The following is a 22261-nucleotide window of genomic DNA, read 5'->3' as shown; positions in this document are numbered from 1 at the left end:
CCGATGGAACCGACGACGAGTTTCGACCCCGAGGTGCTCGCCCTGCCCTTCTACGAGGACTCCCACCGGCGCCTCGCCGCGGAGGCCGGCGCCTGGTGCGACAGCAACCGGGTGCTGTGGGAGGAGATCCGCGCCCTCGGCCCCGACGCGGCCGGACGGCGCCTCGTACGCGTCCTCGGCGCGGCGGGCTGGCTGAGCGAACTCGACCCCCGCGGCGCCCCCGTGGACGACTTCCGCGCGGTGTGCCTGCGCCGCGAGGCCCTCGCCTACACCGAGGACCTGGCCGACTTCGCCTTCTCCATCCAGGCGCTGGCCGCGACCCCGCTGCTGCGCTTCGGCAGCGAGGCGCAGCGCCGCCGCTACCTGCCGGGCATGGCCGCCGGAACCCTCATCGGGGCCTTCGCGGTCTCCGAGAAGGAGGCCGGGTCGGACCTGGCCTCGGTCGGGCTGGAGGCGGTGCGCGACGCGGACGGCTCGTACGTGCTGAACGGCCGCAAGGCGTGGATCGCCAACGGCACCATCGCCGACGTGTTCGTGGTCATCGCCCGCACCGGTCAGGGCCCGGGGCCGCTGGGCCTGTCGGCTTTCCTGGTACCCGCCGGCACGCCCGGACTGCGGGCCGAGCGGATCGACGCGATCGCCCCGCGCTCCTTCGCCCACCTGTCCTTCGAGGACTGCCGGCTGCCGGCCGACGCGGTGCTCGGACGGCCCGGGAAGGGGTTCGTCGTCGCCGTCGACCTGCTGGAGCGGTTCCGCACCACGGTGGGGGCCGCGGCCCTCGGTTTCGCCCGGCGGGCCTTCGACGCGGCGCTCGCGCACGTGCTGGCGCGGGAGGCGTACGGGGCCACGCTCTTCGACCTCCAGCTGGTCAAGGCCTCCCTCGCCGACATGGAGGTCCAGCTGAACGCGGCGGCGCTGCTGGTGGCGCGCGCCGCCTGGGAGACCGACCGCGGCAGCCGCCGCTTCGCCCGGCACTCCAGCATCGCCAAGGTCCACGCGACCGAGGCCGCGCAGGGCGTCGTCGACGGCGCGGTGCAACTCCTGGGCGCGGCGGGCATCGTGGAGGGCTCGGTCACCGAGCGCCTGTACCGGCAGATCCGCTCGCTGCGGATCTACGAGGGGACGTCCGAGGTGCTGAGAATGGCCATCGCCGGATCCCTCGACATGCGCCGGGCGGCCCGCGCGGCGGCCCCTCTTTGCGCCTGAACCGGCGCCGCTCTCGCGGAGCCGGCCGCTCGCCGTCGTGGTTACTCAATTGATGGTTGCCGTGGTCGGGGCTCTTCCGCACCCGGCGGCCCGTACCAACAGTTCAGCAGGGAGTTCTCTACATGGGCACCACCACCGTCAGCAGTCCCGTCGAGGCCGTGCGTCTCGCCGATCCGTACCCCTACTACGCGCGCCTGGTCGCCGAGCGCCCCTTCGCCCGGGACGAGGCGCTCGGGGCCTGGGTGGCCGCGGACGCGGCGGCGGTGCGCGCGGTGCTGGGCAGTGGCGCGCTGCGGGTGAGGCCCGTCGCGGAGCCGGTCCCGGCCGGGATCGCGGGTACGGCCGCCGGGGAGGTGTTCGGTGAGCTGGTGCGGATGACGGACGGCGCCCCGGCCGCCCGGCTGAAGGGGATCGTCGCCGGGGCGCTGGCCCGCGCGGACACCGCGTACGCGGCCTCGCTGGCGGCCCGCCTGACCCGTGAGGCCCTGGCGGCGGGCGGTGACGTCCCGTACGAGGAGCTGATGTTCGCCGTGCCGGCCCGGGTGGTGGCCGAGCTCAGCGGCCTCACCGAGGGGGCCGGCCGGGAGGCGGCCCGTGCCATCGGCGACTTCGTCCAGTGCATCCCCGCCGGTGCGACGCCCGAGCAGCAGAAGGCCGCCGCGGTGGCGGCGGAGCGCCTGCGCGGACTCCTCGGCCCGGCGCTGACCCCGGCGCGGGGGCTGCTGCGGGAGCTGGTCACGGCCGCAGAGCGGGACGGGTGGCCGCACCTGGGGCCGCTGCTGTCCAACGCCATCGGCTTCCTCTCCCAGACCTACGACGCCACCGCCGGGCTCATCGGCAACACCCTCGTCGCCCTCGCCCGGGGAGCGGACGGGCAGGACACGGAAGCGCTGGTGCGTGAAGTGGTCCGCCATGACGCCCCGATCCAGAACACCCGCCGCTTCGCGGCCGAACCCTTCACGCACGCCGGTTCCACCGTGGAGCCCGGACAGCAGGTACTCGTCCTCCTCGCCGCCGCCAACCGCGACCCCGCCGTCAATCCGGACCCGCACGCGCTGACCCCCGGCAGGGTGAATCCGGCCGTCTTCACCTTCGGCGCGGCGGCCCACCGCTGCCCGGGGGCGGAGCTCGCCACGGCCCTCGCCACCGCCGTCGTCACCGAACTGCGCGCGGCAGGCTTGGGCACCACCGCGACCCCCGCCTACCGCCCGCTGGCGAACGCACGGATCCCGCTCCTCTAGCGCGCGGGCCGTCCCCGACGGAAGCCGACGCAGCCCCCGCGACCGCGATCAGGCCGGGGGTCGGTCACCCCTATGCCTTCAGACAGGACAAATCGTACGATGTCGGACATTCTTCACCTCTGGATGCGGCACGAGGCCCGCCCCACCGAACGCCGGGCCCCCCTCACCCCCCAGGACGCCGCCCGCCTCGTCGCGGCCGGCATCCGGATCACCGTCGAGGAGTCGGACCAGCGCGCCTTCCCCCTCAGCGGCTACACCGCCGCCGGCTGCGCCACCGCCCCCACCGCCTCCTGGCACGAACAGGCCCCCGACGACGCGTACGTGCTCGGCCTCAAGGAACTCCCCGCCGGGCCCGGCGCCCCGGCCCTGCGCCACCGGCACATCTACTTCGGCCACGCCTACAAGGGCCAGGCCGGCGCCCGCGAGCTGCTCGCCCGCTTCACCGAGGGCGGCGGCGCCCTCCTCGACATGGAGTACCTCACCGACGAAGCCGGCCGCCGCGTCGCCGCGTTCGGCTACTGGGCGGGCTACGTCGGCGCCGCCCTCGCCGTCCTGCACCACCGCGGGGCCCTCACCGCCCCCCTGCGCCCCACGGACCGCCCCACCCTGGACGCCCTCCTCGCCGCCGGCGCCGCCGCTCCCGGCACCGCCACCGCCCTCGTCATCGGGGCGCTCGGCCGCTGCGGCCGCGGCGCCTGCGACGCCCTCGTCCAGGCCGGGCTGGAGCCCACCCGCTGGGACCTCGCCGAGACCCGGACCATCGACCGGCCCGCCCTCCTCGGGCACGACCTGCTGGTCAACACCGTCCTGACCACCGCCCCCGTACCGCCCTTCCTGACCAAGGCCGACCTCGACGACCCGGGCCGCCAGCTCTCCCTGGTCAGCGACGTCACCTGCGACGTCACCTCCGACTGCAACGTCCTGCCGGTCTACGACGAGACCACCACCTGGACCGAGCCCGTACGCACCCTCCGCGAGGGCGAACGCCCCCTCGACCTCATCGCCATCGACAACCTCCCCTCCCTCCTCCCCGTCGAGGCCGCCACCGCCTTCTCCGCCGAACTCACCCCGCACCTGCTGCGGCTGGCCGAGTGGGACGGCGTCTGGGCCCGCGCCCTGCACACCTTCGAGGCGGCCGTCCAAGCCCAGGAGGCACCCCTTGACCACTGACCAGCCGCCCGCGCCGGCCTCCGGCACCGTCCACTGGATAGGCACCGGCCTGTCCACCGGCCGCTCGGGCCTCTCCCTCGTCTGCGAACGCGCCCGCCGCGTCGTCCTGTGGGACCGCACCGCCGAGCGCGCCGCCGCCCGCCTGGCCGCCCTCGGCCTGGCGGGCCGCGCCGAGGCCCGCGCCCTCACCCCGGCCGCCCTGGCGGCCGGGACGGGCGCGGGCGACGTCCTCGTCTCCATGCTCCCGGCCGCCGAACACCCCGCGCTGCTGCGCCTGGCGGCCGGCCGCGGCGCCCACTTCGCCTGCACCAGCTACACCGCCCCCGAGCTCGCCGAGCAGGCCCGGCGGGCCGCCGAGCAGGGCCGTACCGTCGTCCTCACCGAGGCCGGACTCGACCCCGGCATCGACCACCTGATGGCCCACGACCTGGTCGCCCGCGCCCGCGAGGCCGTCGGGCCCTCCCCGGCGACCGCCGTGTTCACCTCCTACTGCGGAGGCGTCCCGGCGGTCCCCAACGCCTTCCGCTACCGCTTCAGCTGGGCCCCGTACGGGGTCCTCGCCGCCCTCGCCACCCCCGCCCGGTACGTGGCCGAAGGCGGCGAGGCCACCGCCCGGCACCCCTGGGAGGCCACCCGCGCGCTGACCCTGGCCGGGGAGGACTTCGAGGTCTACCCCAACCGCGACAGCCTCCCCTTCGTCGCCCAGTACGGCATCCCGTACTACTGGCACCTCGACACCTTCGTCCGCGGCACCCTGCGCAACTCCGGCTGGCGCGCCGCCTGGCGGCAGGTCTTCGACACCGTCTCCGCCGGGGACCCCGAGGCCGTCCGGGCCCTCGCCGCCGAACTCGCCGCCCGTCACCCCACCACCCCCGCCGACCGCGACCGCGTCGTGCTCTCCGTCTCCCTGGAACTGCGCACCAGGTCGGGCCGGAGCTGGCGCGGCTCGCGGCTCCTCGACCTCACCGGCGAACCCGCCGAATCCGCGATGGCCCGCTGCGTCTCCCTCCCCCTCGCCTACGGAGTCACCCGGATCCTGGCCGGCGCCCTCCCCGCCGGCCTCAACCGCGCGGCCGAGACCCCCCGCGAGGCCCGCCGCTGGCTCGCCTTCCTCGGCGCCCACGGGCTGGCCGGGACCTACGCGGAATCCGCCTCCGCCGCCACACGAGTACCGGCCTGACCACCGGACCCCCGCGCACGGCCGCCACGGCCCAGCGCTCCCACCCCACCCCCCCTCCCACCTCACCTCACACACCGAATCGAACGAGAGGTTCCGACAATGGGGCACGAGAGCTTCCGGCCGGGCATCACGCACTTCCGCTGCGTGGGAGTCGGCGTGGGCCCGGCCAACCTCAGCCTGGCGTCCCTGCTGCACAGCAGGCCCGACGTACCCAATCTCTTCCTGGACCGCAAGGAGTCCTTCAGCTGGCACGACGGCCAGCAGATCCCCGGCAGCAGCCTCCAGGTCTCCCAGTTCAAGGACCTGGTCAGCCTCGCCGACCCCGCCAGCCCCTTCTCCTTCCTGTCGTACCTGCACGCCAAGGGCCGCGTCTACCACTTCCTGAACGCCCAGTTCGACGACGTGCCCCGGCTGGAGTTCCGCAACTACCTGGCCTGGGCCAGCCGCCGCAACGAGAACGTCGTCTTCGGCGAGGACGTCCGCGAGGTCGACTTCGACGACGGACGCCGCGTCTTCACGGTCCGCACCGACCGGCGCACCGTCACCGCCGACAACGTGGTGGCCGGCATCGGCAGCCGCCCCTGGGTCCCCCCGCAGGGCGAACACCTGCTCGGCCCCACCCAGTTCCACGTCGCCGACTACCTCCACGCCGCCCGCGACGTCGGCGGCAAGCGGGTCGTGGTCATCGGCGGCGGCCAGTCCGGTGCCGAGGCCTTCCTCGACCTGATCTCCCGCGGCGGCTGGGAACTGCCCCGCCGGGTCTCGTGGATCTCCCGGCGGCAGAACTACTTCCCCATCGACGACTCGCCCTTCACCAACGACTACTACATGCCCAGCCACGCCGACTACTTCTACGGACTGCCGCGCGAGCGCCGCCAGTCGCTGAACTCCCGCTCCATCCTGACCAGCGACGGGATCTCCGAGTCCACCCTGCGCGAGATCTACCAGACCATCTACGTCCACCGGTTCGTCGAGGGCAACGAGGACCTGGTCGCCCTCCACCCCGGCCGCGAGGTCTTCGACGTCAGCCCGGGCCCCTTCGGCGGCTGGGAGGTCCGCGCCCGCCACACCGGCGAGCCCGAAGCCGTGGAGAGGTTCGAGACCGACGTCGTCGTCTGGGCCACCGGTTACCGGCCCGCCGCCATGGACTTCCTCGCCCCGCTCACCGCCCGCCTGGAGCACGAGGGCGAGGAACTGCGCGTCGACGAGGACTACGCCGTCCGCTGGGACGGTCCCGCCGACCGCCGGATCTTCGTACAGAACGGGGTACGCGGCCAGCGCGGCCTCGCCGACCCCAACCTCAGCCTCAACGCCTGGCGCAGCCGGCGCATCGCCGACCGGCTGTGCGGCGTACGCGGCGACGAGCAGCTCGCCTCCTTCATCGAATGGTCCTCGAAGGCCCCCCAGGAGGAACGGTGGAGCGCCTGATGAACACGGACGGCACCCGCGCCTGCCGCACCCTCGCCACGGACCCGGCCGTCGCAGGCCCTCCCGCCGCCGCCGTGCCCGCCGCCGCCGTGCCGGCCGTGCCCGCCACGGCCGCGGCCGCCGCCGATCCCGCCGACCCGGCCGTCTACCGGGCCTCCGCCGCCCGCAGCGGAGGCCCCGCCGGGGCCCGTACCGACGTCGCCGTCGTCGGCGCCGGCATCCTCGGCGTCCTCATAGCCCGCGAGGTCCTCGCCCGCGACCCCGCCGCCACCGTCACCGTCCTCGACCGCGACATGATCGGCTCCGGCGCCACCCGCCGCTCCGCCGGCCTGCACTTCCCGCGCGGCGCCGACGACACCGTCCGCACGCTGGCCGCCGAGAGCGAGCGCTTCTACGCCGACCTCCACACCGCCCGCCCCGACCTGCCCATCCACCCCCTCGGCATGACCGTCCTCGCGCCCGAGAACGCCGAGGACCGGCTCCGCGAGGTCTACCTCCCCGAGGCCAAACTCCGCTGGGCCGCCGAACTGCCGCCCGCCGTCCCCGCCCTGCCGCACGGCTTCGGGGCCTGGGAGGGCGACGGCTGCCAGTACGCCGACGTCCCCGCCCTCACCCAGCTCCTCGCCGCCGAGCTGCGCCCCGCGGTCTCCTTCCACGAGGGCGTCGCCGTCGAAACCGTCGCCGCCGGCCCGGGCGGCGCCCGCCTGACCCTGACCGGCGGCGCCACCCTGACCGCCGGACACGTCGTCATCGCCCCCGGGCCCTGGCTCGCCGAACCCGCCTGGCGGGAGCTGGTCGCCCCGCTCGGAGCCCGCGTCAAGAAGATCGTCGCCCTGCACGTGGAGGTGCCCCCGGCCCCCGGCGACCGGGCCCTCGTCCTGCACGCCGAGGACGCCTTCCTGCTGCCCCTCCGCCACCGGGGGCACTGGCTCTTCAGCTACACCTGCCAGGAGTGGGACGTCGACCCCGCCACCGTCGACCCGGCCCTCACCGCCGGCCACCTGCGCGAAGCCCGCGCCCTGCTCACCCGCTACGCCCCCGGCCTGGCCGCCCACTGCCGGTCCGGGCGGGTCTTCTGCGACGCGTACGGACCCGGCGGCGCACCGCTGGCCACCCGCCTCGACCCCTACGGCCGGCTCGTCTTCGCGGGCGCCGCCGGCGGCTCCGGCTACCGCCTGGCCCCGGCCCTCGCCGCCCGGGCCGCCGACCTGATCCCCTCCCTCCCGTCCCCGCGAAAGGCCACGACATGATCATCGCGAGTTATGACGCCGACGTCCTGGAGCAGGCGTTCGGCATCGACATGAGCGACGTGGAGGGCCTGGGCACCGGCGCCGGCTGGGGCCGCGTCGCGGCCGGCGGCGCCACCGACGGCCACCACCACGACGAGACCGAGCTGTTCGTCGTCGTCTCCGGCCGGGGCGAGTTCGTCGTCGACGGCGAACGCCACCCGGCCGCGCCCGGGACCGTCGTCCTCTTCGAGCCCTTCGAGTCCCACGTCCTGCGCAACACCGCGGCCGACGGCAGCGACCTCGTCTTCCTCACCCAGTACTGGCGCGACGCCGAACGGGCCGCGGCCTCGGCCTGCGCCCCCGCCCGCGAAGGCTTCGGCGGCCGCCCCGTCTTCGTCTTCTCCACCCCGCCCACCCCCAACGGCGACCTCCACCTGGGCCACCTCTGCGGCCCCTACCTCGGCGCCGACGCCTTCACCCGCTTCCAGCGCATGAACGGCGCCGAGGCCTACCACCTCACCGGCAGCGACGACTACCAGAGCTACGTCGTCGGCGCCGCCCGCGCCGACGGCCGCACGCCCGCCGAGACCGCCGCCCACTACAGCGCCGAGATCGCCGAAACCCTGCGGCTGATGGACATACCCGTCGACCAGTACACGGTCACCGACCAGGACCCCGGCTACCGCGAGGGCCTCAAGGACTTCTTCAGCCGCGTCGTCGCCTCCGGCGAGGTCTCCGTCACCGAACGGGACGCCCTCTACGACGCCACCAGCGGCCGCTACCTCTACGAGGCCGACGTCAGGGGCGGCTGCCCCGGCTGCGGCACCACCACCTCGGGCAACATCTGTGAGGAGTGCGGCGAACCCAACACCGTCGCCGACCTCACCGACCCCCGCCCCGCCGGCGCCGCCCCCGCCGCCCCGCCCCGTACGGGCCCCGCCGCCCGCTGGACCCTGCCGCTGCACGCCTACGCCGGCGAGGTCCGCGCCCACCACCGCCTCGGCCGGGTTCCCGCCCGGCTGCGCGAACTCGCCGACCGGCTCTTCCGCCGGCCCGCCCTCGACATCCCCCTCACCCACCCCTCCGCCTGGGGCGTCGAGCCGCGCGAGAGCGACACCGACGGGCAGGTCATCTGGGTCTGGCCCGAGATGAGCTACGGGTTCCTGCACGGCATCCAGTCACTGGGCACCCGCCTCGGCCGCCCCTGGCAGGCCGCCGCCCCCGCCCCCGACTGGAAGATCGTCCACTTCTTCGGCTACGACAACAGCTTCTACCACTCGGTCCTCTACCCCGTCCTCTACCAGCTCGCCTTCCCCGGCTGGACCCCCGACATCGACTACCACGTCAACGAGTTCTACCTGCTGGAGGGCGAGAAGTTCTCCACCAGCCGCCGGCACGCCATCTGGGGCAAGGAGATCCTCACCCCCGACACCGTCGACGCCGTCCGCTACTTCCTCGCCGCCACCCGCCCCGAAGGCCTGCGCACCGACTTCCGGCGCGCCGCCTACGAGGCCACCCTCGGCGACACCCTCATCGGCACCTGGCAGCAGTGGCTCACCGACCTCGGCGCCCGCGTGGCCAAGCACCACGGCGGCCGCGCCCCCGACGCCGGGAACTGGACCCCCGAGCACACCGCCTTCCTCGCCCGGCTCGGCACCCGCCTCGGCGCCGTCACCACCGCCCTCGGCAAGGACTCCTTCTCCCTCAACCAGGCCGCCGCCGAACTCGACGGCATCGTCCGCGACACCGTCCGCTTCACCCGCGCCGAAGGCCTCCTCACCGACACCCCCGGCTGGGAGGACGAGAACCGCACCGCCGTCGCCCTCGAACTCGCCGCCGCCCGCCTCCTCGCGCACGCCGCCGCCCCCGTCATGCCCCGCTTCGCCGCCCGGCTCGCCGCCGCCCTCGGCCAGGACACCCCGGGCACGTGGCCCCGTACCGTCGAACTCCTCGCCCCCGGCACCGCGCTCGCCCTCGCCGACGCCGTCTTCTTCCGGCCCGTCCCCGACACCGCCGCCCCCGCCGCGGACCCCGCCCTCACCCCCTGGCTCACCCGCATCGTCCGTACCGCCCTGCGCCTGGGCGAGGACGAGCAGATCGCCCACCGCACCCTCACCCAGCTCGCGGCCGGCTCCCTCCAGGCCGTCACCGTCCAGTACCAGATCCTCGACGCCCTCGACGTCGACCTCTCCATGGACGAACTCCTGCACGGCGGCACCCTCGCCGAACTCGCCGCCGTCATCGCCGAGCGCGCCGAGCCCTCCGCCGTCACCGCCCTGACCTCGGGGGAGGCCCGATGAACACCCGCCAGATCCTGCGCGAGATAGCCGAGCGCGGGCTGTCCGTCGCCCTCGCCGACGGCGACCTGCGCCTCCAGGGCCACCGCGAACGGATGGACACCGAGTTCATCTCCCGCGTCAAGGCCGCAAAGCCCGCCCTCGTCGCCCACCTCGCCCGCGAGGCCGAACACGGCCCCGGCTTCCCCCTCACCCCCCTCCAGCGCAGCTACTACCTCGGCCGCAGCGGCCTCTTCGAGATCGGCGACGTCTCCAGCCACGTCTTCCACGAGATCGAGGGCGACTGGGACCTCGACCGGCTGCAGACCTCCCTGGACACCGTCGTCGCCGCCCACAGCGCCCTGCGCTCCCGCTTCCTCTCCGACGAGCGCCAGGCCACCGAACACGGCGGCACCGCACCCCGCATCGGCGTCCTCGACCTGCGCGCCCACAGCCCCCGCCAGCAGGAACTGATCCGCACCGAACTGCGCGAGATGCGCTCCCACCAGGTGCTGCCCGCCGACCAGGCCCCGCTGCTCACCGTCGACGCGACCATCCTCGACGACGACAAGATGGTGCTCCACGTCGGCCACGACGGGCTCGTCATGGACGGGATCAGCATGTTCCTGTTCTTCCGCGCCTGGTGGCACGCCTACCGGAACCCCGCCGCCGAGGTCCACGAGGAACTCCCCTACGAGGACTACCTCGCCGCCCTCGAGGCCGCCCGCGACCGGGCCCCCGCCCGCCGCTCGCGCGACTACTGGACGGCACGCGCCGACGACCTCGCCCCCCACCCCGACCTGCCCCTGCGCACCAGCCCCGCCGCCCTGTCCGGGACCCGCTTCACCCCGCGCGAGGTCCGCCTCGACCGCGCCGCCTGGACCGCCCTGAAGGACCGCGCCACCGCCCGCGGACTGACCCCCTCCGCGCTGCTCCTCGCCGCGTACGCCGAGACCCTTGCCACCTGGGGCGCCGGCGAACGCTTCACCCTCACCACCACCGTCGCCCACCGCCCGCCCGTCCACCCCCGGGTCTTCGAGGCCATCGGCCAGTTCTCCGACACCCTCCTCGTCGAGGCCGAGATCGACCGCTCCCTGCCCTTCGCCGCCCGCGCCCAGGCCCTCCAGACGCGGCTGCACACCGACATCGACCACCGCCACTTCTCCGGCACCGAGGTCCTCAAGGAACTGGCCCGCAGGCGCGGCGGACTGGCCGGGGCCCGCATGCCGTTCACCTTCAACAGCGCCATCGGCCACGTCAGCAGCGAAGTCGACGGCTCCGCGCTGGAACTCTTCGGCAAGGAGGTCTTCTCCGTCAGCCAGACCCCCCAGGTGTGGCTCAACGCCTTCGCGATGGAACAGCACGGCGAACTCGTCGTCCAGCTCGACGGCATCGACGAACTGTTCTGCGAAGGCCTCCTCGACGACCTCGCCCACGGTTACCGGACCCTGCTCCACGCCCTCACCGACGAGGCCGCCTGGCAACGGCACGCCTTCGACCTGCTGCCGCCCGCCCAGCGCGAACGCCGCGCAGCCGCCAACGACACCGCCGTCGAACTGCCCGAGGAGATGCTCGGCGACGCCATCGTCGCCCGGGCCGCCCGCACCCCCGCCGCCCCGGCGATCCTCACCGCGGACCGGACCGTCAGCTACGGCGAACTCCTGCACCGCGCCGCCACCGCCGCCACCTGGCTGCGCGAACAGGGCGTCGGCCGCGGCGAGCTCGTCGGCCTCGTCATGCGGCGCGGACCCGAGCAGGTCGTCGGGATCCTCGCCACCGTTCTCGCCGGGGCCGCGTACCTGCCCGTCGACGCCGGCCTGCCCGCCGCCCGGCAGGAGTACATGCTCGCCGACGGCCGGGTGCGCTGCGTCCTGACCAACACCGGCTGGACCTCCGCCGGCTCCATGGCCTCCTTCGACCTCACCCGGCCCTGCTCCGGCCGCGCCGAGCTCCCCGACCGGCTGCCCGGATCCGGCCCGGACGACCTCGCGTACGTCCTCTACACGTCCGGGACCACCGGCGTCCCCAAGGGCGTCATGGTGACCCACCGCAGCGTCGCCAACCTCGTCGCCGACTGCCGGGACCGTTTCCGGATCACCGCCGAGGACCGCTTCATGGCGGTGAGCGCCTTCAACTTCGACCTGTCGGTGTGGGACGTCTTCGGCGCCCTGTCGGCCGGCGCTGCCCTGGTCATGCCCGACCACGACCGGGCGGCCGACCCCGCCCACTGGCTGGAGCTGTGCTGGCTCTACCAGGTCAGCGTCTGGAACTCCGTCCCCGCCATCGTCGGTCTGCTCCACGGGCAGGCCCGAGCCGACGGCGACGTACCGCCCGGACTGCGGCTCGTCATGATGAGCGGCGACCGGCTGCCGCCCGACCTGCCCGCGCAGCTGCGCGCCCTGATGCCCGGCCTGGAGGTCGTCTCCCTCGGCGGCCCCACCGAGACCACCGTCTGGAACATCCTCCACCCCGTCGGCGAGCAGGAGGACGGGACCGAGTCCATCCCGTACGGCCGCCCCAACGCCAACAACCGCGCCTACGTCCTGGACCGCGACGGCCTCGACGCCCCCGACTGGGTCACCGGCGAGATCGCAGCCGCCGGCACCGGACTGGCCCGCGGCTACTGGGGCGACCCCGAGCGCACCGCCGAGCGGTTCTACGAGGACCCCGCGCGCGGCGAACGCATGTACCGCACCGGCGACCTCGGCCGGTACCTGCCCGACGGGAACATCCAGATCCTCGGCCGCACCGACTTCCAGATCAAGATCAACGGCTACCGGATCGAAGCCGGCGAGGTCGAGACGCGGCTCGCCGCCCTCGACGGGGTCTCGCGCGCCGTCGTCGCCGCCCAGGGCAACCGGCTCGTCGCCCACCTCGTCCCCTCCGGCGGCCACCGCCCGCCCCTGGCCGAACTGCGCCAGGCCCTGCGCCGCGACCTGCCCGACTACATGCTCCCGGCGGCCGTCCTCTGGCACGACGAACTCCCGCTCACCCGCAACGGCAAGGTGGACCGTACGCGGCTGGCCGCGCTCGGCGCCGAGGACGGCGCCGAACGGGAAGGCGGCGGCAGCGCACCCGCCACCCAGGCCGAGAAGATCCTCTGCGACATCTGGTCCACCGTCCTGCGCCGCCCCGACATCGGCGCCCTGGACACCCTCGCCTCCCTCGGCGGCGACTCCATCGCGGCCGCCCGCATCCTGACCGCCGCCCGCAAGCGGTTCGGGGTCACCCTCACCCTCGACCAGTTCTCCGAGGCCGACACCGTCCGCGCCATGGCCGCGGTCCTCATGCCGGGGGCCGGCCGATGAGCCGCCAGGGGCGCGGGGGACCGCACGGCCGGCCACGGCCCACGACCCCGGCCGGGCCCGCGGAGGTGCCGGAGACGATCAGGCGGATCACCGGCGAGGTACCGGGCGGCGGCCACCTCCACGTCGCCCGCCTGGACGGCACCCGCACCGTCAGCCTGCGCGAGCTGTACGCGCGCTCCGGGCGCCTCGCCCGCCGGCTGAGCGAGCGCTACGGCATCGGCGAGGGCGACCGCATCGGCGTCCTCGCCGCCAACAGCCTGGAATGGGTGCTGCTCGACCTGGCCGCCCTGCGGCTCGGCGCGCAGACCGCCGGCCTGGAACCCGGCAAGTTCACCCCGTCCACCGCACTCCTCGACGGCTACGGCCTCCACCTGCTCTGCACCGACCAGGACACCGGCGGCATCCCCGACACCCTCCCCATGGACGGCCTGTGGGAGCTGGCCGCCCCCGGAGACGGCCCCGACACCGCCCCGCCGCCCGTCACCTGGGGCTCCGAGGACGTCACCACCATCAAGTTCACCTCCGGCAGCACCGGGATCCCCAAGGGCCTCGGCGCCACCGCCGGCAGCATCGACAGCTCCCTGAAGGCCGTCCAGGAGATCTTCGAACACACCCCCGACGACCACCTCTTCGTCTTCCTCCCCCTCTCCCTCCTCCAGCAGCGCTACTGGGTGTACTCCGCCCTGCTGCACGGCCACGACGTCACCATCACCACCTACGAGGCCGCCTTCGCCACCCTGCGCCGCGTCCGCCCCACCGTCGTCATGGGCGTACCGGCCTTCTACGAGAGCGCCCGCCGCCAGATCACCGCCCGCCTGCGCCGCCAGGCCGGCCGCACCCCCGCCGAGGCCGCCCGGACCCTCTTCGGGGACCGGATCCGCTACCTGTGGACCGGTTCCGCCCCCGCCTCGCCCGACGTACTGCGCTTCTTCAACGACACCGCGGGCCTGCCGCTCTACGAGGGCTACGGGCTCAACGAGACCTGCATCGTCACCAAGAACCACCCCGGCGCCCACCGCGAGGGCAGCGTCGGACGGGCCGTGCGCGGCAAGGAGGTGCTGATCGGCGAGGACGGCGTCATCAGCGTCCGCAGCACCCACCCCGTCAACAACCACTACGCGTACGCCCGCCCCGGCGACTCCGAGAAGGTCTTCTCACCCGACGGCACCGTCCGCACCGGCGACCTCGGCCACCTCGACGAGGACGGCTTCCTCTTCGTGCACGGCCGCGCCGACGACGTCATCGTCCTCGACAACGGCAAGAAGGTCGTCGTCCGCCCCATCGAGGAACTCATGCGGGCCGACCCGGCGATCGCCGAATGCGTCCTGTTCAGCCCCACCCAGACCGAGCTCGTCGCCGTCGTCTCCCCGGCCGGGGAGCCCGCCGACCACCGGGCCATCGCCGCCCGCCTCGCCGCCGTCAACGCCGCCACCGCCCCCGACGAGCGGATCAGCCGCGTCGTCGTCGCCGACCCGCCGTTCAGCATCGAGGGCGGCCTGCTGACCTCCCAGTACAAGCCCAAGCGCCCCGACATCCGGGCCGCCTACCACTCCCCGCTGCACACGCAGGAGGCCGGAATCCATGCCTGACACGACCGACACCCGCGCCGCGATCGAGGCCGCGGCCCGCGACCAGCTCTCCCTCGTCCTGGTCCCCGAGGTCGAACCCGGCGCCATCGACCCCGACGCCGACATGGTCGCCGCCTACGGCCTGACCTCCCTCAACAAGGTCCTCTTCCTCACCGAGGTCTGCGAGGAGACCGGAGTCGACCTCGCCCACTTCACCGAGCACGACCTCGCCGGCATGAAGACCCTGCGCGACGTGACCGTCGCCCTCGCCCGCCACCACCACGCCACCACCGGAGTCTGAACATGAACGCCCCGAGCTGGACCGCGCACACCACCGCCGTCCTGGAGAACGACCGCGTCCGCCTCACCCCCCTCACCGAGGCCGACCGCGAGGGCGTCCGGGCCGTGGCCATGGACCCCGACATCTGGCGCTACTTCGTCGCCGCCGTCGACACCGACGCCGACTTCGAGGCCTTCTTCGACGCCGCCCTCGCCGACCACGCCGCCGGCCGCCGCGCCGTCTGGACCATCACCGACAAGGCCAGTGGCCGCATCGCCGGCAGCATGAGCTTCGGCAACATGGCCGAGGCCGACCGGCGCCTGGAGATCGGCTGGTCCTGGCTCGGCCGCGACTTCCGCGGCCGCGGCGTCAACCACTGGGCGAAGGCCCTGCTGCTGGAGCACGCCTTCGAGGTACTGGGCGCCGAACGCGCCGAGTTCAAGACCGACGTCCTCAACACCCAGGCCCGCCGCGGCCTCGTCAACATCGGCGCCACCGAGGAAGGCGTCCTGCGCAGCTTCAACTACATGCCCGGGGGCCGCCGCCGCGACGCCGTCTTCTACAGCGTCCTGCGCTCCGAATGGCCCACCGTCCGCGCCCTCCTCGCGCACGGCCCCAAGAAGGCCGTACCGGCATGACCACCGCCCCCGACATCACCCGGATACGGGCCGCCGGCACCCCGTACGAGATCGGCCGCGCCCACGGTGCGGCCCTGGCCGCACCCCTGCGCGCCTTCCTCGACGACGGCCTCGCCCGCCTCAACCACCTCGTCGACCGGCCCCTGACCCTGGCCTCCCTGCTGCCCTCGATCGCCGCCCACCGGGACGCGGTCGAGACGGCCCTGCCCGACCTCGCCGAGGAAGTGGCCGGCCTCGCCGACGGGGCGCGGATCAGCGAGGACGAGGCCTGGCTGCTCCAGCTGCGCCGCGAACTGACGGGCTACTCCAAGGTCCGCGCCGGCGGCGACTGCACCACGTACGCCCGCACCGGACCCGGCGGCCCGCCCGTCCTCGCCCAGACCGTCGACCTCAGCGGAAACCTCGACACCCACATCGCCGTACTGGAGACCGCCCGCGCCGGCACCGCCCGGCGCTCCCTCGTGCTCAGCTTCGCCGGACTCCTCGGCTACCTCGGCGTCAACAGCGACGGCCTCGCCGTCGGACTGAACCTGGTCCTCGGCGGCACCTGGCGCCCCGGCGTCCCCCCGTACCTGGCCATCCGCCACCTCCTCGACACCGCCGCCGACACCGGCCAGGCCCTGAAGGTCCTCGCCGACCTGCCGCTGGCCAGCTCCCGCTCCCTGATGCTCTGCGACCACGAGCGGGTCCTGTACGCCGAACACCTCGACGGCGACCTGCGCGTCACCGAGGCCGCCCCCGGCGCCCTCGCCCACACCAACCACTACCTCCACCCGGACTTCGCGCCCGCCGACGAGCTCAACGTCTTCGCCCGGAACTCCTCGCTGCGCCGCCTCGCCGCCGCCCGCGAGGGACTCGCCGCCCTCCCCGGCGACGCGGACGCCGAGGAGCACTTCGCCCTGCTCGCACGGCCCCCCGTACGGGTCCCCGACCGGGGCGACATCCGCGCCGAACGCACCGTCGCCGCGGCCGTCCTGTTCCCGGCGGCCGGGCGGCTCCACCTCCGGCCGGGCGACCCCGCGCGCTCCCGCACACAGGTGTTCACCCTGTAGCTCCGCGGCAGGGACGTGTCCGAGAAAGGAGCACGATGGACGCATGGCTGGTCGACCTCGACCAGGTCGCCCCCACCGACATCACCGCGCACTATCCCGAGGGCCTCACCGAGGACGAACTGCGGCGCGGCGCCGAGTTCGTCCACGCGCGCGCGGCCCACCGTTTCTACCGCGCCCGCCTCACCGTCCGCCGCCTGCTGGCCGAACGCCTCGGCCTCGACGCGCACGACCTGCGCATCCACTACGACCCCGCCGGCAAGCCGTACCTGCCCGACCAGCCGGGCACCCACGTCAGCTGGTCCCGCTCCGACGGCCTGCTCCTGCTCGGCGCCACCGAGACCGGACCCATCGGCGTGGACGTCGAGCTGGTCCGCCCGGCCTCCAGCAGCCTGGACGTGCTCACCTTCATCTACCCCGGAGTCCCGGACGGGGTGGGCCCCGAGACCTTCTTCCACGCCTGGACCCTGCTGGAGGCCGCGGTCAAGGCCACCGGGCGCGGCCTGACCGACGGCGCCCGCGAAGTGGACCTGGCCTTCGGCCCCGACGGCTCGGTCACCCTGCGCGGGATCACCGGCCACGGCGCGCTGCCCTGGCACGGCCACACCGCGCTCCAGCCGACCCGGCAGGACTGCCCGTGGGCGATGACCGCCTTCGTCTCCCGGGAACTGCCCCCGGTGACCGTCCTGACCTGGCCCGACCGCGCCGGTGACCGCGTACGGTCCCCGGCGCGGCCCTCGGCGCGGTCCGCGGCGGCGGCCCCGTCCGGGATCACCGCGCGCTGAGCACCGGCGAACCGTCGGGGGCGATCGCGGAGAAGCCGGTGTACGGAACCAGCGCGGGCGGCACGGCCACCGAGCCGTCCGCGCGCTGGTACTGCTCGAGGACCGCGACGAGCGTACGGCCCACCGGCAGCGCCGAACCGTTGAGCGTCGCCGCGAACTCCTTGCGCCCGTCCCGGTCCCGGACCCTGATGCCGGCCCGGCGCCCCTGGAAGTCCCCGCAGTCGGAGCAGGAGGAGATCTCCCGGTAGGTGCCCTGGCCCGGCAGCCACACCTCGATGTCATAGGTGCGCCGGGCGGCGAACCCGAGGTCCCCGGCCCGCAGTTCCACCACCCGGTGGGCCAGGCCCAGGCGCTGGAGCGCCGTCTCCGCGTGCCCGGTCAGCAGTTCCAGCTGCGCGGCCGAGTCCCCCGGCCGGCAGACGCGCACCAGCTCGACCTTCTCGAACTGGTGCAGCCGCACCAGCCCGCGCGTGTCACGGCCGTACGAGCCGGCCTCCGCCCGGTAGCAGGGGGTGCACGCGGTCAGCGCCAGCGGCAGCTCCTCCTCCCGCAGGGTCTCCCCGCGGAAGAGGTTCACCAGCGGCACCTCGGCCGTCGGGATCAGCAGCAGGTCCCGGTCGGCGGCGTTCGTCAGGAACAGGTCGTCCTCGAACTTCGGCAGCTGCCCGGTACCCGTCATCGTCTCCCGCGTCACCAGGTGCGGCACCCCGTACTCGGTGTACCCGTGCCCGGTGGTGTGCAGGTCCAGCAGGAAGGCGGCCAGCGCCCGCTCCAGCCGGGCCCCGGCCCCCCGGGTCACGGCGAACCGGGACCCCGACAGCCTGGCGGCGCGCACCTGGTCCAGGATCCCCAGCCGGGTCCCGATGTCCACGTGGTCGCGCGGGGCGAAATCGAAGCCGGGCACCTCCCCCCAGACCCGCCGCACCACCGGCGGGTCCTGCTCGGTCCCGTCGGGCACGTCCGGGTACGGCCGGTTGGGCACGGCCGACAGCAGCGCCCCCAGCCCCTCCTCCGCCTCCCGGAGCTCCTCCGACACCGACCGCAGGCGCTCCTTGGCCTCCTGAATCCGGGCCCGGGCGGCCCCGTCGGGGCGGGTCCCGCCCCGGGCGGAGCGGTTCTGCTCCGCTCGCAGCTTGTCCCGCTCGGCGATGAGCCGGGCGCGCCGTTCGGTCAGGTCGCGCAGGGCGGCCCGGTCCAGGGCGTAGCCGCGGCGGGCCAGGTCGGCCGCGGCCGCGTCCTGGAGCAGGCTGTGCGGGTCGTGCATGACGGCTCCTCAGTCCTCGTCGGTGACGTGCGCGGTGGCGATGGCCCGGTAGCGGCCCGGACGGCGGGACCGCAGCCACCGGGCGTGTCCCAGCCCGGCGGCGGCGGCGCCCGCCATCAGCCACGGGATCCGGTTCACCCAGGCCGAGGTGGTGCCGGTGACCAGCGCGAAGTTGTCCAGCAGCAGCCAGAGCGCGCCCACCAGCCCGGCCAGGGCCAGTACGGGCGCCAGCCGGGTCCGCCACCAGTGCGCCTCGGGGTGCCGGCGGAAGAAGACCAGCACCGCCACGGCCACCGCCGCCTGGAGGGCGACGATCCCGACCGTGCCCAGCGCCAGCATCGTGGTGGCCAGGGTGGTGTACGGATGCGCCCCCGCCAGCGCGAACGCGGCGCACACGGCGGCCGTGGCCACCGACAGCACCACGCTCGCCCGGTGCGGGGAGGCGTGCCGGGGGTGCACCCGGGCCAGCGAGCCGGGCAGGACCCGCTCGCGGCCCAGGACGAACAGGTACCGGTTCGCGGCGGTGTGCAGCCCGAGCAGCGCGCCGAACAGGCTGGTGCACAGCAGCACCTGCATCACGCCCGTCGCGAAGGTGCCGAGGTAGTCGTCCGACAGGCGGAAGAACAGGTCGCCCAGCTCCTCGCCGGCGGTGTCCGCCACCCGGCCGGCGCCGACCGCCCCGACCGCCGCCCAGCTGACCACCGCGAAGAAGACGGTGATGAGCACGACGGAGGCGTAGGTGGCGACGGGCACGCTGCGCTTCGGATCGCGGCTCTCCTCGCCGTACAGCGCGGCCGCCTCGAAACCCACGTACGAGATCAGCGCGAACATCAGCGCCACCCCGAGCCCCGGCGTCAGCACCGTCTCCGGCCGGAACGCGGCGGCCGGCAGGGTGTCCGCCCCGTGCCGCACGCCGATGGCCAGCGCCAGCAGGCCGAGCACCGCCACCTCGGCGACCATCAGCACCGCCAGCAGCCGGGCGCTCAGGTCGATGCGCCGGTAGCCCATCACCGCCGTCATGGCCAGCGCCCCGCCCGTCCACACCGGCCACGGCACCGGCGGTCCGTACGCGGCGGAGACCAGTTCGGCGAAGTACCCGAAGGCCCCGGCCACGCCCGCGACCGCCGCCGTGTAGGCGAGGACGGCCATCAGCCCGCCCGCGACGGCGAGCGGCCGCCCGAGCCCCTGGCCGATGTACGTGTAGAAGCCGCCCGCGCCCACCACGTGCCGGCTCATCGCCGCGTACCCGACGGAGAAGCACAGCAGGATGAGCCCGGCCAGGGCGAAGGCGGCGGGCACCCCCGCCCCGTTGCCGATGGCGTACGCGAGGGGAACCGAGCCCACCACCCCCGACATCGGGGCCGCCGCCGCGACCACGAGGAAGACGATCCGCGGGGTGGTCAGGGTCCGCCGCAGCCCCGGCGCGGCGACCGCCTCCGGCCGCCGCGCCCCGACGGGGAGGAGGGAGGTCACCGGATCACCTCGGGTGGGTGCGGATGATGTCGACGGCCTCCGGGACGCCCATGTACGGCAGCCGCACCTCGGCCATGTCGTCGGTCCACCGCTCGGCGAGGTCGTAGCGCTGCTTGGGGGTGGTCTCCAGCAGCTTGCAGCCGGGGAACACCTCGTAGCCGTCCAGCAGTTCCGCGTGCGCGGACATGCCCTCCTGGAACAGCTCCTCGCGCTCCAGCACGAACTCCTCCGACGGCAGCTCGTCCCACAGCCGCCGGCCGCGCCGGATCAGCTCGATCAGCCGCGGCCGGTACGAGGGATGGCGCGCCAGGTGCTCGCGGACGATGGAGCTGCCCACGGTCAGGTGGCGGATCTCGTCGATGGACGCCCCGCGCGCGATCTCCGCGGCGGCCGGGTCCAGCAGGGTCCACTTGCGCTCGCTGAGCTCCGCGGCGGGCGCCAGCACCCCCTCGATGACGATGGTGAACACCGCGACCGCCCCGATGAAGTCGCCCTCGTCGCGCACCACGCCCGTGGCGAACTCGGCGATCGGGTTCAGCACCCGGCGGGTGTAGTCGGCGCCCTGCTCCTTGATGAACCCCAGCAACCCCTCCGCGGGCACCCCGAGGTCCACCAAGTGCTTGCGGAAGATCATCGCGTGCCGGGCCTCGTCGATCACCTGGGTGGCGAAGAACTCCTGCTCCACGACCCCGGGCGCGCCGATCACGTAGTGCGAGAGCACCTCCACGGCCCGGGACTCGGCAAGCGACCGGTTGCCCAGTTCCAGCACGAGGGCCTGCCGCAGCGGACCGTCCTCCTTCATGTGCGCCGGCGTCCCGGCGGCGTGCCCGGCCTCGGCCCGCCCGCGCAGGGTGCCCTGCGCGACCGCCGACAGCCAGTACCCCAGATCGCACTCCTCGGCGGTCAGGGTCATCTCCTGGGCGCCGTCGAGCAGGTTGGGCGCGCGGTCCCAGTCGGCCTCGACGGGGATCTGCGGAGCGGTGCTCATGATGCGACCTCACTTGCGGAAGCGGAAGCGGAAGCGGAGACGGAGGCGGCCGGGGTGACGCACGCGCTGTGCATGCGGCCGGCGAAGCTGAGCATCGGGGAGTCGACGGTGTGATGGCCGCCCGTGACCTCGGCGAGGAGCATGTCGTGGTCCCCGACCTGGTGCCAGCCCAGGACCCGGCAGGCCATGTGCGCCAGGCTCCCGCCGATCAGCGGGGCGCCGGTGAGCGGGTCGGTGGTCCAGTCGAAGCCCTCGAACTGGGCGTCGCCGAGCGGGCGGGAGGGGTTGGCGAAGCGGCGGGCCACGTCCTGCTGCGCCGAGCCCAGCACGTTCACCGAGAAGCGGCCCGCCCTGCGGACCATCGCCGCGAACGTCGACGTGGGCCGCAGGCACGCGCCGAGGACCAGCGGGTCCCGGGACAGGGTGACCACGGCGCTGGCGGTGGTGCCGTGCCGGACGCCGTCGCGGCTGACGGTCAGCACCGTCACGCTCGACGCGAGCCGGCGCAGGGCCAGCCGGGCCGCCTCCGGGTCCTCGTACCCCTCGGCCGGCACCGAGGTGCTGCGGTCCGTCAGCCAGGCCGGGTAGCGGCTCACCGGTTCGCCCCGACGGCCGGGGCCGCGGCGGTGGCGCCGAGGGTCGCGCCGGTCTTCGTCGTGGCAGCTTCCTCGTACGGCAGCGGCACCGGGCCGTCGGTGGCCGAGCGGCGCCCCAGCATGGCCGTCACCTGGTCGACCAGCGGGGTGGACTCCGGCTCGAAGGGCAGCCCGAAGGGCTTCAGGAAGTTCCCGAAGACGCCCCGGTCGCCGAAGACGTGGAACGGCAGCGCCAGCAGCGCCCACTCCGGCCCGATCAGCCACATCCACAGCAGCCCCACGGCGGCCACGCTCAGCAGGCTGTGCATCGAGTTGTAGAGCACGTAGTACGCCTTGTGGATCCGCCCGTCCGGGCTGCGCCGGTAGGCGATCGCGCCCGGGATGTAGCCGAGCAGGTCGATGTACAGGAACAGGCCGATCGCGGCGAACCAGTTGATGTCCGTGAAGTGCCACAGGATGAACCCGATCGTCACGGCGAACGCGACCAGGTACTCCAGGCGGTGCAGGTTGAAGGTGACCGGTGACTCCACCGGGTTCTTGATGTCCATGCGGGGTCGTCCTTCCGACGGGCCGGGCTGCGGG

At 74.4% G+C, this 22261-nt stretch carries 18 protein-coding genes; 13 read left to right on the top strand and 5 right to left on the bottom strand.

Going from position 1 to position 22261, the window contains the following annotated elements; genetic code table 11:
• Nucleotides 1-3: 3 nt before the first annotated feature.
• From ACZ51S_RS31090 to ACZ51S_RS31030, 13 genes are all read left to right on the top strand, one after another.
• The gene (locus ACZ51S_RS31090; protein WP_468804269.1) at nucleotides 4-1206 is read left to right on the top strand and encodes an acyl-CoA dehydrogenase family protein; all 1203 of its coding nucleotides are present in this window, start codon (nucleotides 4-6) and stop codon (nucleotides 1204-1206) included.
• A gap of 122 nt (nucleotides 1207-1328) precedes the next feature.
• The gene (locus ACZ51S_RS31085; protein ID WP_388943974.1) at nucleotides 1329-2447 is read left to right on the top strand and encodes a cytochrome P450; all 1119 of its coding nucleotides are present in this window, start codon (nucleotides 1329-1331) and stop codon (nucleotides 2445-2447) included.
• A gap of 99 nt (nucleotides 2448-2546) precedes the next feature.
• Nucleotides 2547-3617, top strand: coding sequence for a saccharopine dehydrogenase (locus ACZ51S_RS31080; RefSeq protein ID WP_468962667.1), 1071 nt, complete (start codon nucleotides 2547-2549; stop codon nucleotides 3615-3617).
• Nucleotides 3607-4797: a saccharopine dehydrogenase C-terminal domain-containing protein gene (locus tag ACZ51S_RS31075; protein WP_468479417.1), complete on the top strand. Its 1191-nt coding sequence runs from the start codon at nucleotides 3607-3609 to the stop codon at nucleotides 4795-4797. The genes ACZ51S_RS31080 and ACZ51S_RS31075 overlap by 11 nt, the downstream gene beginning before the upstream one ends.
• 99 nt (nucleotides 4798-4896) lie before the next feature.
• Complete coding sequence (locus ACZ51S_RS31070) at nucleotides 4897-6225, top strand: lysine N(6)-hydroxylase/L-ornithine N(5)-oxygenase family protein (RefSeq protein ID WP_468804265.1); 1329 nt, start codon at nucleotides 4897-4899, stop codon at nucleotides 6223-6225.
• A complete protein-coding gene (locus ACZ51S_RS31065) occupies nucleotides 6213-7475 on the top strand; it encodes an NAD(P)/FAD-dependent oxidoreductase (RefSeq protein WP_468962664.1) in 1263 nt (420 codons plus the stop codon). The genes ACZ51S_RS31070 and ACZ51S_RS31065 overlap by 13 nt, the downstream gene beginning before the upstream one ends.
• Complete coding sequence (locus ACZ51S_RS31060; protein ID WP_468479420.1) at nucleotides 7472-9754, top strand: class I tRNA ligase family protein; 2283 nt, start codon at nucleotides 7472-7474, stop codon at nucleotides 9752-9754. Before ACZ51S_RS31065 ends, ACZ51S_RS31060 begins: the two co-directional genes overlap by 4 nt.
• Nucleotides 9751-13038, top strand: coding sequence for a non-ribosomal peptide synthetase (locus tag ACZ51S_RS31055; protein WP_468962661.1), 3288 nt, complete (start codon nucleotides 9751-9753; stop codon nucleotides 13036-13038). Before ACZ51S_RS31060 ends, ACZ51S_RS31055 begins: the two co-directional genes overlap by 4 nt.
• A 65-nt stretch (nucleotides 13039-13103) precedes the next feature.
• The gene (locus tag ACZ51S_RS31050; protein WP_468479422.1) at nucleotides 13104-14627 is read left to right on the top strand and encodes an AMP-binding protein; all 1524 of its coding nucleotides are present in this window, start codon (nucleotides 13104-13106) and stop codon (nucleotides 14625-14627) included.
• Nucleotides 14620-14907 carry an acyl carrier protein gene (locus ACZ51S_RS31045; protein WP_468804259.1) on the top strand — a complete coding sequence of 96 codons (288 nt, stop codon included), beginning with the start codon at nucleotides 14620-14622 and terminating at the stop codon, nucleotides 14905-14907. The genes ACZ51S_RS31050 and ACZ51S_RS31045 overlap by 8 nt, the downstream gene beginning before the upstream one ends.
• A 2-nt stretch (nucleotides 14908-14909) precedes the next feature.
• A complete protein-coding gene (locus ACZ51S_RS31040; RefSeq protein ID WP_468479424.1) occupies nucleotides 14910-15524 on the top strand; it encodes a GNAT family N-acetyltransferase in 615 nt (204 codons plus the stop codon).
• Nucleotides 15521-16576 (top strand): C45 family autoproteolytic acyltransferase/hydolase, encoded by a 1056-nt coding sequence (locus tag ACZ51S_RS31035; protein WP_468804256.1) that lies wholly within the window; start codon nucleotides 15521-15523, stop codon nucleotides 16574-16576. The genes ACZ51S_RS31040 and ACZ51S_RS31035 overlap by 4 nt, the downstream gene beginning before the upstream one ends.
• Nucleotides 16577-16611: 35 nt before the next feature.
• Nucleotides 16612-17358 (top strand): 4'-phosphopantetheinyl transferase family protein, encoded by a 747-nt coding sequence (locus ACZ51S_RS31030; RefSeq protein WP_468479426.1) that lies wholly within the window; start codon nucleotides 16612-16614, stop codon nucleotides 17356-17358.
• Here the strand turns inward: ACZ51S_RS31030 and serS are convergent.
• The 5 genes from serS to ACZ51S_RS31005 are packed head-to-tail and all read right to left on the bottom strand — an operon-like array spanning nucleotide 17345 to nucleotide 22227.
• The gene (serS, locus tag ACZ51S_RS31025) at nucleotides 17345-18622 is read right to left on the bottom strand and encodes a serine--tRNA ligase (protein ID WP_468479427.1); all 1278 of its coding nucleotides are present in this window, start codon (nucleotides 18620-18622) and stop codon (nucleotides 17345-17347) included. The genes ACZ51S_RS31030 and serS overlap by 14 nt on opposite strands.
• Before the next feature lie 9 nt (nucleotides 18623-18631).
• Complete coding sequence (locus ACZ51S_RS31020; protein ID WP_468962656.1) at nucleotides 18632-20095, bottom strand: APC family permease; 1464 nt, start codon at nucleotides 20093-20095, stop codon at nucleotides 18632-18634.
• 4 nt (nucleotides 20096-20099) lie between these two features.
• Entirely contained in the window at nucleotides 20100-21083 is a 984-nt protein-coding gene (locus ACZ51S_RS31015) for a ferritin family protein (RefSeq protein ID WP_388944017.1), read from the bottom strand.
• Nucleotides 21080-21679, bottom strand: coding sequence for a flavin reductase family protein (locus ACZ51S_RS31010; protein WP_468962653.1), 600 nt, complete (start codon nucleotides 21677-21679; stop codon nucleotides 21080-21082). Before ACZ51S_RS31010 ends, ACZ51S_RS31015 begins: the two co-directional genes overlap by 4 nt.
• Nucleotides 21676-22227 carry a hypothetical protein gene (locus ACZ51S_RS31005; RefSeq protein ID WP_468479430.1) on the bottom strand — a complete coding sequence of 184 codons (552 nt, stop codon included), beginning with the start codon at nucleotides 22225-22227 and terminating at the stop codon, nucleotides 21676-21678. The genes ACZ51S_RS31010 and ACZ51S_RS31005 overlap by 4 nt, the downstream gene beginning before the upstream one ends.
• Nucleotides 22228-22261 lie beyond the last annotated feature (34 nt).

The sequence above is a fragment of the Streptomyces sp. NPDC034043 genome (assembly GCF_055575675.1).
The sequence above is the reverse complement of the archived record's forward strand: the minus strand, read 5'-3'. Positions and strand labels throughout refer to the sequence as shown.

Coding starts and splice junctions, on each gene's coding strand:
- ACZ51S_RS31090 (WP_468804269.1), top strand. CDS start 4: ATGGAACCGACGACGAGTTTCGACCCCGAGGTGCTCGCCCTGCCCTTC.
- ACZ51S_RS31085 (WP_388943974.1), top strand. CDS start 1,329: ATGGGCACCACCACCGTCAGCAGTCCCGTCGAGGCCGTGCGTCTCGCC.
- ACZ51S_RS31080 (WP_468962667.1), top strand. CDS start 2,547: ATGTCGGACATTCTTCACCTCTGGATGCGGCACGAGGCCCGCCCCACC.
- ACZ51S_RS31070 (WP_468804265.1), top strand. CDS start 4,897: ATGGGGCACGAGAGCTTCCGGCCGGGCATCACGCACTTCCGCTGCGTG.
- ACZ51S_RS31060 (WP_468479420.1), top strand. CDS start 7,472: ATGATCATCGCGAGTTATGACGCCGACGTCCTGGAGCAGGCGTTCGGC.
- ACZ51S_RS31055 (WP_468962661.1), top strand. CDS start 9,751: ATGAACACCCGCCAGATCCTGCGCGAGATAGCCGAGCGCGGGCTGTCC.
- ACZ51S_RS31045 (WP_468804259.1), top strand. CDS start 14,620: ATGCCTGACACGACCGACACCCGCGCCGCGATCGAGGCCGCGGCCCGC.
- ACZ51S_RS31040 (WP_468479424.1), top strand. CDS start 14,910: ATGAACGCCCCGAGCTGGACCGCGCACACCACCGCCGTCCTGGAGAAC.
- ACZ51S_RS31035 (WP_468804256.1), top strand. CDS start 15,521: ATGACCACCGCCCCCGACATCACCCGGATACGGGCCGCCGGCACCCCG.
- ACZ51S_RS31030 (WP_468479426.1), top strand. CDS start 16,612: ATGGACGCATGGCTGGTCGACCTCGACCAGGTCGCCCCCACCGACATC.
- serS (WP_468479427.1), bottom strand. CDS start 18,622: ATGCACGACCCGCACAGCCTGCTCCAGGACGCGGCCGCGGCCGACCTG.
- ACZ51S_RS31015 (WP_388944017.1), bottom strand. CDS start 21,083: ATGAGCACCGCTCCGCAGATCCCCGTCGAGGCCGACTGGGACCGCGCG.
- ACZ51S_RS31005 (WP_468479430.1), bottom strand. CDS start 22,227: ATGGACATCAAGAACCCGGTGGAGTCACCGGTCACCTTCAACCTGCAC.